We start from the raw sequence: 16071 nt of genomic DNA on the forward strand, positions 1-16071 counted from the left end.
TGGCCGCGATGATCAGCAGGCGCCTGAGCGTCCGCTCGCCCATCCGCGACGTTCGGCCAAGGCGCTCTTTCCCGCCCGTCGATCTCTGCACGGGCGTAAGGCCAGTCCAGGCAGCAAAATCCCGCCCCGATCGGAAGGTCTCGGGAGGCGGCGCCAACGCCTCGATAGCGGTGGCTATCAGAGGGCCAATGCCGGGCACCGTCATGAGCCGGCGGGTGACGTCGTCGGCCTTAGCGCGAGCGGCAATCTCAGCATCGAGCGCGGCCGTCTGCTCCTGCAGATGGCGGAGTGCATCACCAAGCACCGCGAGGCAGGTGCGGGCCGGCTGCGGCAAAGTCGAGGCGGGATCTTCGATCTGTGCGATCAGCTTCTCGAGGTGAAAAGGGCCTTGGGGTGCGATCAATCCATACTCGGCCAGATGGCCGCGGATAGAGTTGACCAGTTGCGTGCGCTGGCCGACCAGCACGTCGCGGGTCCGAAAGATCACGGCAGAGGCCTGCTTGTCCTCACTCTTCACCGCAACGAAGCGCATGGTCGGGCGCTGCGCAGCCTCGCAGATCGCTTCGGCATCGGCTGCGTCTAACGTTCTTGGGGATCGCGCTTGACATATGATTCCTAAATAATCGGGAGAGCGATTGATACACTCAGCATCGATCATTACGGCCGCGAGTTGCTGAACGAACATCCCGTTCAATAACTTGCTGCCGGTGTTGCGGTGTGTCGCTTAAGAAGTCGTGCTTCGACACGGCAAGTCGGCTCGTTAAGAAAACCGCTATTGATTTAGACTTGTCATCGCCCGTGCCCGAAGCTCCCGAACGGGAAATTAAATCTAAGCGACCGATCGACCGGCGTCGGGCCTAAGGTCAAAATCCAGCTGCTTCATTCGCTTGAATTCAAACATGCTTCGAAGGAGGTAATCCTCTCCCTCCTCAACGTACCAGCGCCGGAAATTCAGGGTCATCTCTCGCGCAATGACAAACTGGGCCAGACCTGTTGCTCCCGTTAGACGTCCGGCGAGCTGTGTGTGTCCAAGAATGATGCTCAAGCAAAGGCGATCGATCGGCGCGGCGTACGTTCGCGCTGCGTCCTGAAGTGGCAGGGCATCTTCGGGGCAATACTCCACCAGTGGAACATTCTTTCCAAGAATTTCTAAGAATTCTGTGATCTCCTTCTCGTCGAAAATATACTCGTGCCGATCGCATCCGCCTCTAATTAAAGGCGTAAAGAATGCCGACTCAACAAATCGTCTGACCGTTAAATGGCCGGTGCCAAGCATGGCGCGAACTTTGTCAAAGTTGCAGCGCTTGATTAGCGCTTTGCTTAATGTATTAACAACACTTGCTTCTATTCGGAGCGGTAATCCTTTTCTGAGTAGGCTTCTATCTTTGCCAAATTGCTTCAATACACGGCGCATTGTTGTCTTGCCCTGCCGACATGCATCAGCGGCCTCACCAAGATTCATGTAAAAGTCGTTGATGTCGATGTTTGATCGGGAAGGAAGTCCGCCTCCACAGCTATCAACCGTTTTCTCAACAACCTGTTCAAAAATTTTCGCGATGCCAGCAGAGTAATTAGCGCCACCCTTGCCATTAAACCAATGATAAAACCAACCAAACGATCTGCCTCGACTGGGGTTAAATGCCATCTCTGGCGGCGAGCATCGCATGAACGATTCGAATGTATGATGTAATAGTTGTCCTAAAACGCCTTGGTCGAGCACATGAAATCCTAACGCCCGGCAATGCATCCGCTCCTCGTGGGTTAGATCGGGCCAATTTTCCGTGTACCCTTTCATCAAGAGCGCCCCGACCTTGGTGACAGTTTCGACAGCTTCATCGAGCGGAAGCGCATCCAATATCTGGGACTCCTCCCTTGCGCATATTCCCAGCCTGCCGAGGAAATATCGATTCGTTCTAAGCTGGTGTGGGTTTGGCGGCTCTTCCATCGTTTCTGCGACCGATTGGTGTGGATCGTCGCACAGGAAGCAGCGGCCCACTCCGCTATCCTTCCATGACAGGCGACCGGCCTGTGGACAGCTGCATCGATCAGTCAACATGATCTCGTGATGCGGGCAACAATCAACAAAGTCGATATCCCACCAGAACCTATGGTGGTTCGACATTCTGACACAAAGAGCGCATATTCGGCGAGCTCCGGCGACAACATCACGAAGACCGATCTGCTCGCCGCGAATTGAAACCTTTTTGCCTACAGCGAAAAAGAATGAACTCGCTGCGAGTTCGGCTGCATCTACGCGGATAAAATTGGCTAGCTTGGTTATGTTTTCACCGCGCCTTAAGCTTGCGAGTGAAAAGCCCAACGCCCTGGCGATCTCATCTGGACCTTGGCCGTTAATCTCGGCAAGACGCATAAACAGTCCGTGAGCGGGTTCTTCAGGCTTCGGCTTAGACCACAGGGGTACCCCAAGAGCTTCTACGTCCGCCGCGGTCATTTGGTGAATTCCGGCGCTGGCGTTTTCTGACCGCGTTGGCGCGTTGAGTCGGCATTCTGAGCTTCTAGACGAGCGCGGATGACTGCGAATTGGTCAGGCCGAAACTCTTCAATTAAGAATGGATTGATATCGTCGGTGATTTGAGTACTATTTTTTTGTTTCGTGGTGATATCGCGGTAGGCTTCGCCTAGGAGTGCCGCTGATACTCGCGGTAAACCGCGGTCAATCGCCAACTCAGCAGCAGTTAGCGTAATGTGGACAATGCGCCCTACGTAGCCGGCTCCTGCGCCGTGAAGCCGGAGTGCCATCCCGGGCTGATCAAGTCCCGACTTTCTGTCGAATGGCAGCGCACGCTCCAGCGCACGACAGAAATGCATAAAGTCGCCTTCTGGGACGTGAACGTTATCGCGGAATGGAGGAATTTCGTACTGAGCAATGCATCTCCGGCCCAACTGCTCGGTCGCAGTAAGAATCTCAACCGTGTGAGGCAATCCCAGGCAAACGATCTGTACTCTTGGTTGTATTAGGAGCATCTTAAGTAACCCGGCTGCCTCACCAGCCGTTGCCTTCTTATGACCATCGATGATATGATGGGTTTCATCAAATATGAGAAGTTTGACTTGCTGCGCCATTAGGTGACGCCTCGCGAGAGCCATAAGATCAGTTTCAGTTGAGTTTTTCTTAGCTCGAATGCCGAGGGCAAAAAGAAGATCGAAAAGGAGGCCTTTCCTCGTGGCCGTGGGGGCGGCGAAAACTTTAAGAACGGGGCGGATGAACCCATTTTCAGTTTCTTTTATCAGGCCCCAACGGCCATGTGCGTCGGGACTGGTCTCCGCTACGTACTCCGTACCCAAATCCCGGGCGGTCATTGCGAGAAAATCATCTGCGACTGTCGTTTTTCCTGCACCCGATTCACCGACCACAAACGCGCAGGTTCCTTCCGCGCGAGTGTGCCAGTTATTGTATGTACGGCGAATAATGTCGGTTGCCTCGGTGAACGGTACCGTCTCGACGAGGAGGCTACTGATTGATCGTAGCCGCTCTGTGCGTTCGAGCTGTGACTTCTTCAATTTACTCAACTCCCAATCGTTCGGCTGCGTACGACCACTTTCCGGCGGATCAACTCTTCAAGGGGCTCGCCTGAAGAAGGTTCTCGCGTGAATTGGCACACTTCATCTGCGCGTTTCGGTCGCGCAAGCTCGACTGGTGGGGACCCGACTTGCAGCTGGCTTAGGTGTTTAGGCTTGGTCTCAGGCATGTTTCGTCCAAGCAGATGCTGACCAATCCCGTGCTCGCTCGCGTCCAGATCTACGCGATCAGGAGCTAGATGTTCGGAAGGTTTGCGCCCGTCCATTACAAACCGGCCTGCACCTCTAGGTACACTTCCCTTTTTTTGCCTCTTTGCTAGCTTGGCTACGAATTCAAAGAGTTCACGTCTTGCCCTTGCAATCGCGTCGCGGCGTTCTTCCGTTGGCTCAGAAATCTCATCGGCTCGCTTTTTGATGATCTCCCACTGATGCAATGTCAGATCACCGTCCAGTACATTTTCAAGCTGTCCGGCAATCCACTTTTTGTGCATCGGATCAAAAACGTAGATCTCATGGATGGACAGAGGATCTAGACGGACCTGGACGTCGACGTTTGTGTCGAGCCGGTTACGTAGTCCAGAAAACTCCTTTGAATTCCACCGCAGAGTCTTGAATTTGATCCCCTGGTTGGTCAGCGTTCGAGGAACTACCAACCCGGTCAGAGGCGCCAGCAGTTCGCGTGGTGGTGGCAACTTGACGCCGCAGACATTGATGCCGCGTCTCCAGCGATCCATCGGTGCCTCACCGGTCGCTGAGTGCTGCTCTTGATGATAGATATCGACGATCCATTTCGTGACGATCCAGTTCAGCTCTGCAAGACACAAGACCGCCTCTTGCTCAGCGTTATACCCCTTGCGCTGAACAACATTCGAGAAGGTCGTTCCTGGGAGCGTATGGATCACTGCGTGTTCTAACTTGCCGAACCAACGCTCGATCTTCCCCTTGAGCTGCGGCCGTCTGCGAGGCAGTGGAACCAATGTCATATTGAGTGCGGCTTCTGTTGCACGCATCGATGCGGAGAGGAAATCCTTTCCTCCATCAGTAAACAGTTTGTCCGGCACTCCCTCGCAGTCCCAAGCTTCATGAATTCCAGTCAGTGCTTCAAGGTATTCGGCTTTGGGCATGACGGCGTGCTGGAGAGCCATCATCGTGCTCGTCCATGAAGGTGGGTGGAACGTCAGTGAAAAACCGATGATGCAGCGGCTGTATCGGTCAATGAGCGCGCTTAGCCATGGCCTTCCGAGCAAAACACCCTTCTCAATGATTAGGATATCAAGTGGCGTATGGTCGATTTCTACCTCTGCGAGAGGGTAGTCGCCTTGAGGCCCTATACCGATAGCGGCCATGATCCTGTCGGCGTCCTCGCGCGAGTACCGTCGGCTGATCAAGTCATATTGTTCGCGACGCTTAAGCGCTTTGCTAATCGCGTTCTTGCCTAGGATGTCCCTTTGGCCCAAATCGGGAACGACTAGGCCTTCACGCTTCGCGCGGTCCCGGATCCGATCGGCGGCACGGCGTCGGGTTTCTGCCTCTGATCCACGGGTGCCTACGGCGTACACCTCGTTGATTGCATGATCGATCTCATCATCCATCCATTTGGGACGGCGCCGCTCTCGACGCCCCTTCTTGAAGTTTAGTGCAACTAAAACCCTAATATCGCGGCCTGCCATGACCCAATTACGATACCATTCGCGGACGGATCGTGCCGAAGGTTTTAGACGAGCAAGAGGGTTCATTCTCTCAACATGGCCAATCACAGCTTCTATGACGACGTTCTTTGACCTGTCTCTCGCAACCACTTTGTCTAAGGCCGCAACGAACCGCTGACGCTCTTCAGCGACCTGCCTTTCAGCCGCGGTGAAAGTTCCCCAATCCGCTTCCAAAAGACCACGACGCTCCTCCTCAATAGCCCGGAATGAGGCCTCGCTGGTGAGACGCGCTTCCCTGGCCATACGAAGCTGTGCGGCGTTCGGCAGCCTAACCTGGTGGCCCGTGGCCTTTTCGGTAAATACGCGACCGTGCTCTTCGATTGGTCCGACGATGAACGAACGCCCATCGATTCGTACGGGCGCGCCCGACTGTAAGCGGAGTGCGATGTCCATGGTGCACCAGTGAAACTAGAGAGGGAGAAGCGTCGACGTTCGCGAAAAGCGTGATCTGCGGTCCATGAGCGCATGGCCCAGCCAGTCCATCACAATTGCGAGGCTGAACCCATCCACATCCGGCCCGAGCGCTGTTTGGAAACCGTTGACCGACGGGTCGGCCATGGAGCGCAGCGCATCTCGCCCACGAATGATAAGAGCTGTGTTGTGGCGAAGAGATGAGTGCCGGCAGAGAAGCTTGGCATTGTAAAGAGCAGGTTGAACGCGGATCTCCGCTTCCGTCAGCAGTCGAAACTTGAACCCCTTTTGCTCTGTTGCGTCTTTGAGGGCCTTGAAGCGCTCAGCCGTTTCAGCCCGCGCAAGTGGGTCTGCTGGATACAGATGTTTTAACGTCTTCACTTCAACGAGCTCCGGCTTCACGCCGGTCCGCACGATCATAAAGTCGGGCGTCCATTTGCGAAATCGTCCATCGTGTCGATATTTGACGATAAAGGGCTGGCTTTCTACATTGACGATGTTACGATCGAATGCATCGAGCATCATCAGGGCGTCTAGTTCGAGCAACGACTCGCATTGCACGAGCCTGCCATCCGACCGAGCAACAGGGTGTTCCCCGCGGTAGCCGTCGCGGCTGTAAGGAATGACGTTTCTTCGTTTGGACGGAAGTTTCGACATTTTGTTAAGTCCAGCGTCCGCAATTAAATGACGTAATGTAATCCTCCTATGGTTCTAGATTGCCTATAGGTCAATTCCGTGAATTAATTGATCAATGTAATCATCCTTTCGCAGTCTAATAGTATAATCGGTGCTCATGCTTTGCTCCAGAATTTCGTATTATGGACAGCGCTCTAGGGTGTTTGTACTGTATATTGCCTACCATCCAAAGAATTAGCGAGTGCTTAAACACGAGGCGGTGACGTGAGCTCGGCGGCGGGAAGGGACGGTATCATTTCGCAATCCTTACGAGCTGGCTTTGGCTTAGAGGACAGCTAGCTGGGCAGACGAAGTGCCAAAATGGGGCGATGCTTGCAGCGATGACTAGGCGTAGCTTCGGCTCCGCGACACGCCTAAGGAAAACTACTGGTCTATCAATGGAGGCGGTTCGATCGCATGCGATCTCTGGCTCTGAGGATGCCCTCGATGGCTCGCTTGAGTGGACGAATTGAACCGACACCTCGGTTGGTGCTGCGAACGAGGCCGCGATGCGTTTCGCCGCAGCGGTCGAGAAATATACTTCAGGCCGTTGCAAGGTTCAGGTCTTCCATTCCGGGCAGCTTGCCAACGACGCCAAGTCGCTCGACCAGCTTCAGGTCGGCGGGCTGGATTTCGCCCTGACGGGCGTCGTCACCTTTACTCCCCATGTGAAGGACCTCTCGTTGATCGCCTTGCCCTATCTGGCCGAGACCTATGAGCAGGGCTGGAAGCTCTATGACACCTCGAAGTTCATCAAGCAGCAGGCGGATCTGCTGCCCGCCAAGGGGATGCGCATCGTCGGCAATTGGGAGGCCGGCTTCCGCAGTTTCACCACGAACTTCCCGCTTAACAGCCCGGCCGATGCCAAGGGCAAGAAGCTGCGCATCGCTCCGGTCGAAATGATCCGCTGGATCATGGAATCGATCGGTTTCTCGCCTGTCGTGATGCCGGTGACCGAAGTTTATCTCGCCATCCAGCAAAACACGGTCTCCGGTCAGGAGAACCCCATCGACACCATCTATTCGCAGCGCTTCTACGAGGTCGCCAAGCACGTCACTCTGTCGCAGCACGTCTATTCGCCGCGCTGGGTAGCCATGGCCGAGCGCACGTTCAAGAGTCTCAGCGCGGCGGATCAGGAGGGCATCCTCAAGGCGGCGAAGGAAGCCGGCGACTGGAATCGCACCGAAGTACGCGCCAATGACGAAAAGCTCTTGGCAGAGATGACCGCCAAGGGCGCGACCATCGTCAAGCCGGATCTCTCAGCCTGGCGCAAGGCGAGCGAAGGCGCCGTCGAGCGTGCCCGCAAGGAGTTCGGCGCAACTGCGGTCGACCAGTTCATCGCCGAGGCGGCAGAGATCCGAAAAAGTATGAGTTGAGCCCCGTCGAAAATCATCATCGGAGGCCGGCATGCATTTCCTCTATCGCCCTAACCTGCCCGAGCCAGCGCCTCTGCGCTGGCTCGGAGACATGGTCGATGTTGCCCTGACGCTGCTGGCCGCCATGCTGCTCGTCGTGATGTTCGCCAATGTCGCGGCGCGCGTGGCGCTGAACAGCGACCTCGCCTGGAACACCGAATTCGGCGAGTTCGTGCTGCTCTGGGGGACCTTCCTCGGCGGGGCTTCGGCCGCTCGCCGGGGCGCGCATATGCGCATCACCGAATTTACCGACAAGATGCCGCCCGCCCTGCAGAAGGCCGTCGAACTCGCCACCCGGCTCGGTGTGGCCGCCCTGCTTACGCTCCTGATCTCCTATGGCTGGAACATCACGGAGAGCACGATGGGGCAGGAGCTGACCGTGCTCCATGTGCCGATGGGGCTGCAGTATCTCGCGATGCCCGTCGGCTCCACGCTGGCGCTCGTCTTCGTGCTCTACGAGATCGCGCTGCTGCTGCGTGACAAGCCCCTTCCGCAAGAAGCCTTCCAGGACTGACACATGGTTCTCGCCGTCATCTGCGCGGTCTTCTTCGCGCTCGCTCTCCTCGGAATGCCGCTCGTCTGGGCGCTCCTGCTGACGACGGTCGCCACGATCGGGATCTTCGGCATGAGCTACCCGCTCGAGGCGATCTTCCTATCCTACATATCGAGCCTGGAGCCGCTGCACCTGGCAGCGATCCCGCTCTTCATTTTCACCGGGGAGCTGATCACCCATGGCGGCGTCGGCCGACGGCTGATCGACTTCGCGCGCTCGCTCTTGGCCTTCATGCCGGGCGGGCTCGGCGTCGTCACGGTCTCAGCCTGCACCATGTTCGGCTCGGTCTCGGGCTCGGCCGTTGCGGATTCGGCGGCGATCGGTTCTATCATGGTGCCGCGAATGGCCGAACGTGGCTATCCGCGTGCTTTTGCAGCCGCGCTGATCGCGGTCGCCGGCACGATCGGCGTGTTGATGCCGCTCTCGATCCCGCTGCTGGTCTATGGCTTCGTCGGCAATGTCTCGATACGCGAGCTCCTCGTTTCGGGCGTTTTCCCAGCCTTCACCCTCGCTTTCGTCCTGATCCTGCTCTGCGTCTGGAAAGGTCGCTCGCTGGGCTGCGATCTCGGCGGAGCGATGCCGAGCCGCGCCGACATCTGGAAGAGCTTCTTGGCCATTCTGCCGGCCTCCGGCATGCCTATCGTCATCCTCGGCGGCATCCTCACCGGGATCTTCACGCCGACCGAGGCGGCTTCGGTTGCGGTATTCTACGGGCTGGTCCTGGCGTTGTTCGTCTATCGCGAGATCAAGCCGGCGCAGGTTCCCGGCATGCTGCTGCAGAGCTTCCGCACCAGCGCCGTCGTCATGCTTGTGGTCGGCGCCACCGGCGCGCTGTCCTGGTTGATCACGGTCGAGCAGATTCCCGCCAATCTGGCGCAGACGATCCTAAACATAGCTGAGAACAAATACGTCTTTCTGTTTCTGCTCAACCTGGCGCTGATCCTCGTTGGCATCTTCCTGGAGCCGTTGCCCTCGCTGATGCTGACGGCGCCGCTCTTCATTCCCACCGCCAAGGCGTTCGGCATCGACCCGGTCCATCTCGGCCTGATCATGGTGTTCAACCTCGTGATCGGGCTTTACACGCCGCCAGTTGGCGGCACGCTCTTCGTGGCAGCTAAGATCGCGCGTGTGGGCATGGTGGCGATCTCGCGCGAGCTCATTCCGATGTTCATCCTGGCGCTCTGCGTGCTGTTTCTCGTCACCTATGTCGAAGCGATCCCGATGGCCCTGGTTTGGTTGATGCGCGGATGACGCTTTCTCTCGACGACGTCTCGCAGATCGGCTCCGGCCTCAGTCGTCCCGAATGCGTCCTCGCCACGGCGAAAGGCGATCTCTACACCGCCGACTGGCGCGGCGGCGTGGCCCATCTCCGGCCCGATGGTACGCAGACGCTCTATACCGGCCAGACCGTCGATCTGCCGGAAGGCCTGCGCCCGAATGGTATCGCGCTCGATCCGGACGGGTCCTTTCTCCTTGCAAATCTCGGCAGCGAGGCCGGTGGCGTCTGGCGCCTGACGCGCGATGGGCAGGTCGCGCCTTACTGGACGCAGATCGACGGCGCCCAGATTGCGCCCTCGAACTATCTGGTGCGCGATCATGTCGGCCGGCTCTGGCTCACCGTCTCGACGACGATGGTCCCGCGCTCGCTCGACTACCGTAGCGACTCGCACAGTGGCTTCATTGCCGTGATGGACGAGAAGGGCGCGCGCATCGTGGCGGACGGGCTCGGCTTCACGAATGAATGCCAGATCTCACCGGACCGGCGCTGGATTTATGTCAACGAGACCTATGGCCGGCGGCTGAGCCGCTTCGCGCTGCGCGACGACGCCAGCCTCGGCCCCAAGGAGGTGATCTACGAGTTCGGGCAAGGCCAGTTCCCAGACGGGCTTGCCTTCGATGTCGAAGGCAAGATCTGGATCGCGGGCGTGATCTCAAACCTTTTGATGCGCATCGATCCGGAAAGCGGGCATTGCGAGATCATGCTGAGCGAGACCGACCCGGCCCATGTCGCCTGGGTCGAGCAGGCCTATCAGGACAATTCGCTTGGGCGGCCTCATATGGACGCTAATCCATCGACGAAGCTGCGTAATCTTTCGAGCATCGCCTTTGGTGGGCCCGATCTGCGGACCGGCTATCTCGGCTGCCTGCTCGGAGATTCGATCGCTGTAGTCCGTCTTGACGCGGCGGGGGTGCCACCGGTGCACTGGTTGTATTGATGTTGCGCGTGCGTCCGACGGTGCCATGACGCCCGGGGCTATGGAGCGATGAACGGCTACTACCGCCCGCAACGGAACTGGGGCGTCCGCACCAAACATGTCATCTGGCATGGATTGGACGTGCTGACGTTGGAGAACGAGCAGCTGCGTGTCAGCTTCGCCGTCGGCCGCGGTGCCGATGTGGTCGAATTCCTGCACAAGACCAGCGATACCGACTTCGTCTGGCTTTCTGCCAACGGGCTTCGGCATCCGGCACTGCGCGCGGTCACACCGCCGGACGCCCGCATGGCGTTCTACGACAGCTATCCCGGCGGCTGGCAGGAGGTCTTTCCAGTCGGGGGCGCCCCGTCGGCTGGTCCGGGGCTTCCCTTCGGCAGCCATGGTTTTCATGGAGAGGTCTGGCACCGGCCATGGGATTGGCGGGTCGTGGAAGATGCGCCTTCCGCCGTGCAGCTTGAGCTGAGTATCCGCACAGAGACGCTGCCCTATCGCCTGATACGGAATGTCAGGCTCGAAACCGGCTCGTCGTCGCTGCTGTTCGAGGAAGTCGCGATCAATGAGAGCGATGTCGACCTCCCGCTGATGTGGGGCCACCACATCACCTTCGGCCGGCCGTTTCTCGGGCCCGGATCAGTTATCGAGATGCCGCGTAGCGTGGAGACCGTGACCGGCGACATCTCCCGCACCCATCCGCAGCGACGCCTTGCCGCTAATCGGGTAATGCCCTGGCATGACGCGGTCGATGCCGGCGGCCGGGCGGTCGACATGTCGCGCCTGCCGGTGGTCGGAACGCCTGGAGAGATGAGCTATCTGCGCGGCTTCCGAGAGGGCCACTATCTAGTTCGGGATAGCCGCGGGCTCGGTCTCGAAATCGCCTGGGACGCCGCCGTCATGCCCTATGTCTGGTGCTGGCAGGAATTCGGGGCGATGCGCGACTATCCCTGGTTCGGCCGCCACTACAATATCGGGTTGGAGCCCTTCACAAGCATCCCGCGCGAGGGCCTCGCGGCGGCCATCGAGAACGGCACGGCCTCGCGGCTGGCCGGCGGGGCACGCAAAGCTTTTGTGCTACGAGCCACTGTTGGTTGCCTCTGAGGGTGCCCGCTCGGCAAGGCCAGAAAGCGGACGCTCCGCGAGGCGCCAAGTACAAGAGCCCTCCGAATTTCGAAGGTTGAGGGTGAGGAGTGGCGCCGAGGCCACGCCGGATGTAACGACAGCGAAGCCGATCGTGTCGCTCGTGGCACCATGAAAAACTCTGTTACCCACAGCGCGCGAGCGGCATTCGGCAAAGGCAACAGTCGGGGCGTCGCAAGGCTATCCGCTGGAGCAGCGGCAAATTATCTCAGCTACCTATTATTCGGCGTCAGGAACGGAGGAGTTTCGGAGCGGCCACTATCCCGGGATGTCGCCGTAAAGCAGACTCTCCAAACGTCGGCTTTGGGCCAAAAACAGCCTGCCGCTCGCCCAGGTCGGATGCGCCGCTTCGTCACGTCGGTGCTTTGCCATCAAGCTGACATTCCAGCGCACCAGGCGACTATCCTCATCCGCTTGCGGCTCGCCACATCGCCAAGGCCCCATGTGGCGAAATCCCCACATTGACTCCCAGCCGCGACACTGATGTTCCTATTATGTTCTCACAATAGGAGCTCATGCCGATGCACATGTCGCCCGCCGTCCTCGGCCCCCCGATTTTCGTGCCGGTCTATCTGAAAGCGGTCCGGGCGGGCTTCCCGAGCCCGGCAGACGACTATCTGGACCAGCCGATCGATCTGTCCAGAACGCTTATCCAGAATGCCCCGGCGACGTTCATCATGACGGTTGCCGGCGATAGCGCGATCGACGTCGGCATCTTCGACGGCAGTCTGATCACGGTCGACCGCAGCCTGGTGCCGAAGGACGGCGACGCTGTGGTGGTCGACGTCAATGGAGAGCGCAGCATCAAGGTCTTCAGGATCGTCGGAGGACGATCGACCCTGACTTTCGGCAACCGACGCTACCCCGATTACGATCCTGGCCCGGATGCCGAGATCGATATCTTTGGCGTCGTGACTAACGCGGTGCGGCGCTTCCGCCGATGACCCGGTCCTTCGCCCTGATCGATGGGAACAGCTTCTACTGCTCCTGCGAGCGGGTCTTCGATCCGAAGCTGCGCCGGCGCCCGGTGATCGTGCTGTCGAACAACGACGGCTGCGCAGTTGCGCGCACGGCTGAAGCCAAGGCGCTCGGGATCAAGATGGGGGCGCCGATGTTCACGATCCGCGATCTCTGCCAGCGCGAGGGGGTGGTCGTGTTCTCGTCGAACTACACGCTTTATGGCGATATGAGCCGCCGGATGAACGCCGTCTATGAGCGGTTCGCTTCCGACATCGAGGTGTACTCGATCGACGAGAGCTTCCTCGACATGAGCCCGGTGGCACCTGGGCAGCGCGAGGAAATGGGACGGGACCTGCGCTCGACGGTCTCGACCTGGACGGGCGTTCCGACGTGCGTCGGCATCGGTCCGACGAAGACCCTGGCCAAGCTGGCCAACAAGATCGCCAAGAGCACGCCACAGCTGCGCGGTGTCTGCGACCTCACCAGTGATGAGGCCCGGTTGGAATGGCTGCCGCTGGTCAATCTCGAGGATGTCTGGGGCATTGGCCGCGCGAGCCAGGCCAAGCTCGCCGCCTTCGGGTGTCGGACCGCCGCCGACGTCGCCGGGCTCGATCCCAAGCTCGCCCGGAAGAGCCTGACTGTCGTCGGTGAGCGCATCATCCATGAGCTTCGGGGAACGCCCTGCATCGACCTTGAGAGCGTGGCGCCAACCCGGAAGGGCTGCGCCGTCACGCGAAGCTTCGCGGGCCGCGTCGAGAGCCTGGACATGATGCAGGAAGCCCTTGCCGCCCATGCGACGAGGCTCGGCGAGAAGCTGCGTCATCATGGTCTGGCAACGGACCACGTCACGGTCTGCTTCCACACGTCGCCGCACGATCGCGGGCCCTCGCGCTCCGTCTCGACCACCGTCGATTTCCCCGAGGCGAGCAACGACACGCTCGCGCTCGTCCGCGCGGCCAAGTGGGGGGCGCGGCGGATCTGGAAGTCTGGGTACCGCTACGCCAAGGCCGGGCTGATGACGGTCGACCTCGTGCCGCTGGAGGCCTCGCAGCCGGCGCTGATCGGCGCCCTCGATCGGGAGAAGTCCGGCCGACTGATGGAGGCCTTGGACGCCTGCAACCGGAAACTGGGACGAGGCGTTGTCTTCCCCGCGGCGGCAGGGATTGCTCGCCAGAAGAAGGCCTGGGTCACGAAGTTCGAGATGCGGTCGCCGCGGTACACGACGCGGCTGGAGGAAGTGCCCGTGATCGGGAGAGCATGATGGGGTTCGATCATCAGGTTGAGATGAAGCTTACGGCCAAGGACGCCGCTGGGCGGCTCCGGCGGATCGAAAGCTGGTGCGCAGACTGGGAGATTAGCTTTCGGGTACTGGACCGCTTCGCGGGTTCGGAGACGATCCGTATCGCGTTCGAAGACCAACGTCTGGCGCGGGCCTTCATCGGCCACTTCGGCGGCGTCCTTGTCGATGATCGCGAGATTGAGCAAGCCATGTCCCGCGACGTCGCGGACGAGGACGCTTATGAGCGGCTGGCGCGCGAGTATCCAGATTGAGCGGCCGCTCCTATCCGACCACGCCCGATGGCCGGTACTTCCTGGTCGCCGGGCGGCTGTGGCGGTCCACGAACCCAGCCATTCCTGAGGAGCGTCGTCATCGGCTCGTCGCCGAACTGATGGACGCTCGTCGGGCCGTGAAAGAGGCCAAGCGCGGGAATGGAGATCTCGGCGCCGCTCGAAAGGCTGTCGATGCGGCCAAGGTCGCATTAGGCGAGCGCGGTCCGGTCTGGTGGGACGACGGCACGCCTGATCTCAACCGCCATCTGGCGAAGAACACGCCCTACGCAGAGTGGGCAACCTCACTGAAGTCCTGATCTACCATTCGGCCTCGGGCCGCCCGATCTTGGAATGCCCGGGAACCAAACCGGTTCGATCGGCGACCTGGCGGGCGACCCGGCTCAATAACATCGCGGTGGGAACGTCGCCGCGCTCGCGGGCAAGACGCGCAACTTGACGTGCTGTGTAATAGCCCGCTCCTCCTTCTGCATCGACCAGCCGGGTTGCCTCGGCGTCGATGAGAGCCTGATATGCGCGGCGGCGGGCGAGCCAGGACAACAGCATGTGCAATCTTTACGCGATGACGAAGGGCCAGCAAGCGATCCGCGACATGGCGCGGGCCATGCGGGACACCACAGGCAACCTGCCGCCGCTTCCCGGTATCTTTCCGGACTATCCCGCGCCGATCGTCAGAAATGCTGCTGACGGCGTGCGTGAGCTCGCCATGGTCCGCTGGGGAATGCCGTCCTCGAAAAAGGCGATCTTCGAGGCTGCGAAGAAGCGTGCCGGAAAGCTGGAGGCCAAGGGAAAGGCGGTCGACTTCGACGAGCTCCTGCGCATGGAGCCGGACGGTGGAACAACCAACGTCCGCAACACCGCTTCGTCGCACTGGAAGCCATGGCTGGGCGTGGCAAACCGCTGCGTGGTGCCTCTGACATCGTTCAGCGAGTTCGATCACGCAGCGAAGCAAGATGTCTGGTTCGCGCTCGGGGAAGACCGCCCGCTCGCCTTCTTTGCCGGAATCTGGACGGCAGGTTGGACAGGCGTCAGGAAGATCAAGACCGGCCTTGAGACGACCGACCTCTACGCCTTCCTTACTACGGTTCCCAATGCGGAGGTCGGCGCCATCCACCCCAAGGCTATGCCGGTGATCCTGACGCGGCCGGAGGAGGTCGAGATCTGGATGACGGCACCCTGGGAGCAAGCCAAGGCGCTTCAACGACCGATGCCAGACGGCGCTTTGCAGGTGGTTCAGCGCGGCGGAAAGAGGGATGAAGCGCTTTCAGGTTAGACGATCGGTTTGCCAGAAGCGCCGGGCCGCTGGCCCAGCGAGATGGCGCCAGGTCCTGACATTCGGACGTGGCCCTCAAGCGGACATGCGATCGTTGATGGAAGGCGGTGATTGACCGAGCCTCGACGATCGCCGACGAAGGTCCGATGGAACGCATCACGATCACGATCGACGCCGATCTTCTCGCTTTCGTGGATCGGCTGAGCGCGGCGAAGGGCTACGGCAGCCGCTCCGAGGCGATCCGCGACATGGTCCGCGAGGCAGCACAGGCAGAGGCCGCGGCTTCTCCCGAGGCGCCCTGCGTTGCGACGTTGTCCTATGTCTACGACCATGAGACCCGCGACCTGGCGCGGCGCCTGACCAACCAGCAGCACGACCATCATGACCTCTCGGTTGCGACGCTACATGTCCATCTCGACAGGCACGAATGCCTGGAGGTGTCCGTGCTGCGTGGGCCGAGCGGCAATGTCCGCGCCTTCGCGGACGGCGTCATCAGCCAGCGCGGTGTCCGGCATGGGCATCTGCACCTGCTGCCGGAGCCCGACGCGCCAGAGCACTCGCACGCCCATAGCCACCCACACGACCACGAGCATTGACCGGCGGCGGCTCAGCTGCC

Annotated in this window: 16 protein-coding genes and 1 pseudogene; 11 read left to right on the forward strand and 6 right to left on the reverse strand. The window is 59.9% G+C overall.

The window, feature by feature from the left end; translation table 11 throughout:
* The 5 genes and pseudogenes from AX750_RS24585 to AX750_RS24595 all read right to left on the reverse strand — a co-directional run.
* Positions 1 to 580: pseudogene (locus AX750_RS24585) on the reverse strand (IS110 family transposase); the annotation flags it as partial.
* A 249-nt stretch (positions 581 to 829) separates the two neighbouring features.
* On the reverse strand, positions 830 to 2452 hold the full coding sequence (locus tag AX750_RS25755; protein ID WP_082735275.1) for a TniQ family protein: 1623 nt from the start codon (positions 2450 to 2452) through the stop codon (positions 830 to 832).
* Positions 2449 to 3522 (reverse strand): TniB family NTP-binding protein, encoded by a 1074-nt coding sequence (locus AX750_RS25760; protein ID WP_197431943.1) that lies wholly within the window; start codon positions 3520 to 3522, stop codon positions 2449 to 2451. Before AX750_RS25760 ends, AX750_RS25755 begins: the two co-directional genes overlap by 4 nt.
* Positions 3523 to 3527: 5 nt before the next feature.
* Complete coding sequence (locus AX750_RS25765) at positions 3528 to 5642, reverse strand: Mu transposase C-terminal domain-containing protein (protein WP_082735273.1); 2115 nt, start codon at positions 5640 to 5642, stop codon at positions 3528 to 3530.
* Positions 5643 to 5657: 15 nt separating this feature from the next.
* On the reverse strand, positions 5658 to 6317 hold the full coding sequence (locus AX750_RS24595) for a TnsA endonuclease N-terminal domain-containing protein (protein ID WP_082735272.1): 660 nt from the start codon (positions 6315 to 6317) through the stop codon (positions 5658 to 5660).
* Between the two features lie 527 nt (positions 6318 to 6844).
* Here AX750_RS24595 and AX750_RS24600 point away from each other — a divergent pair.
* The 9 genes from AX750_RS24600 (at position 6845) to AX750_RS24640 (ending at position 14481) form a co-directional block, all read left to right on the forward strand.
* On the forward strand, positions 6845 to 7711 hold the full coding sequence (locus AX750_RS24600) for a TRAP transporter substrate-binding protein (protein WP_066720284.1): 867 nt from the start codon (positions 6845 to 6847) through the stop codon (positions 7709 to 7711).
* A 31-nt stretch (positions 7712 to 7742) separates the two neighbouring features.
* Complete coding sequence (locus AX750_RS24605; RefSeq protein ID WP_066720281.1) at positions 7743 to 8264, forward strand: TRAP transporter small permease; 522 nt, start codon at positions 7743 to 7745, stop codon at positions 8262 to 8264.
* A gap of 3 nt (positions 8265 to 8267) precedes the next feature.
* Positions 8268 to 9554: a TRAP transporter large permease gene (locus AX750_RS24610; RefSeq protein ID WP_066720278.1), complete on the forward strand. Its 1287-nt coding sequence runs from the start codon at positions 8268 to 8270 to the stop codon at positions 9552 to 9554.
* Positions 9551 to 10519 carry an SMP-30/gluconolactonase/LRE family protein gene (locus AX750_RS24615; RefSeq protein WP_066720275.1) on the forward strand — a complete coding sequence of 323 codons (969 nt, stop codon included), beginning with the start codon at positions 9551 to 9553 and terminating at the stop codon, positions 10517 to 10519. Before AX750_RS24610 ends, AX750_RS24615 begins: the two co-directional genes overlap by 4 nt.
* A gap of 48 nt (positions 10520 to 10567) precedes the next feature.
* Entirely contained in the window at positions 10568 to 11614 is a 1047-nt protein-coding gene (locus AX750_RS24620; RefSeq protein WP_066720272.1) for a DUF4432 family protein, read from the forward strand.
* 560 nt (positions 11615 to 12174) lie between these two features.
* Entirely contained in the window at positions 12175 to 12597 is a 423-nt protein-coding gene (gene umuD, locus AX750_RS24625) for a translesion error-prone DNA polymerase V autoproteolytic subunit (protein WP_066720296.1), read from the forward strand.
* Positions 12594 to 13874, forward strand: a complete 1281-nt coding sequence (locus AX750_RS24630; protein ID WP_066720269.1) for a Y-family DNA polymerase — start codon at positions 12594 to 12596, stop codon at positions 13872 to 13874. Before umuD ends, AX750_RS24630 begins: the two co-directional genes overlap by 4 nt.
* Positions 13871 to 14164, forward strand: coding sequence for a hypothetical protein (locus AX750_RS24635; protein WP_066720267.1), 294 nt, complete (start codon positions 13871 to 13873; stop codon positions 14162 to 14164). The genes AX750_RS24630 and AX750_RS24635 overlap by 4 nt, the downstream gene beginning before the upstream one ends.
* Positions 14161 to 14481: a hypothetical protein gene (locus AX750_RS24640; RefSeq protein ID WP_067255153.1), complete on the forward strand. Its 321-nt coding sequence runs from the start codon at positions 14161 to 14163 to the stop codon at positions 14479 to 14481. Before AX750_RS24635 ends, AX750_RS24640 begins: the two co-directional genes overlap by 4 nt.
* A 1-nt stretch (position 14482) precedes the next feature.
* Here the strand turns inward: AX750_RS24640 and AX750_RS24645 are convergent, their stop codons facing one another.
* Positions 14483 to 14728: a hypothetical protein gene (locus AX750_RS24645; RefSeq protein ID WP_067255157.1), complete on the reverse strand. Its 246-nt coding sequence runs from the start codon at positions 14726 to 14728 to the stop codon at positions 14483 to 14485.
* On the opposite strand from AX750_RS24645, the gene AX750_RS24650 reads away from it, so the two are divergent.
* On the forward strand, positions 14727 to 15455 hold the full coding sequence (locus tag AX750_RS24650) for an SOS response-associated peptidase family protein (RefSeq protein ID WP_066720265.1): 729 nt from the start codon (positions 14727 to 14729) through the stop codon (positions 15453 to 15455). The genes AX750_RS24645 and AX750_RS24650 overlap by 2 nt on opposite strands.
* 146 nt (positions 15456 to 15601) lie before the next feature.
* Complete coding sequence (nikR, locus tag AX750_RS24655; RefSeq protein ID WP_066720262.1) at positions 15602 to 16051, forward strand: nickel-responsive transcriptional regulator NikR; 450 nt, start codon at positions 15602 to 15604, stop codon at positions 16049 to 16051.
* Positions 16052 to 16071 lie beyond the last annotated feature (20 nt).

The sequence above is a fragment of the Methylobacterium sp. CCH7-A2 genome, assembly GCF_001557075.1.
In the GTDB taxonomy this organism is placed as follows: domain Bacteria; phylum Pseudomonadota; class Alphaproteobacteria; order Rhizobiales; family Beijerinckiaceae; genus Allobosea; species Allobosea massiliensis.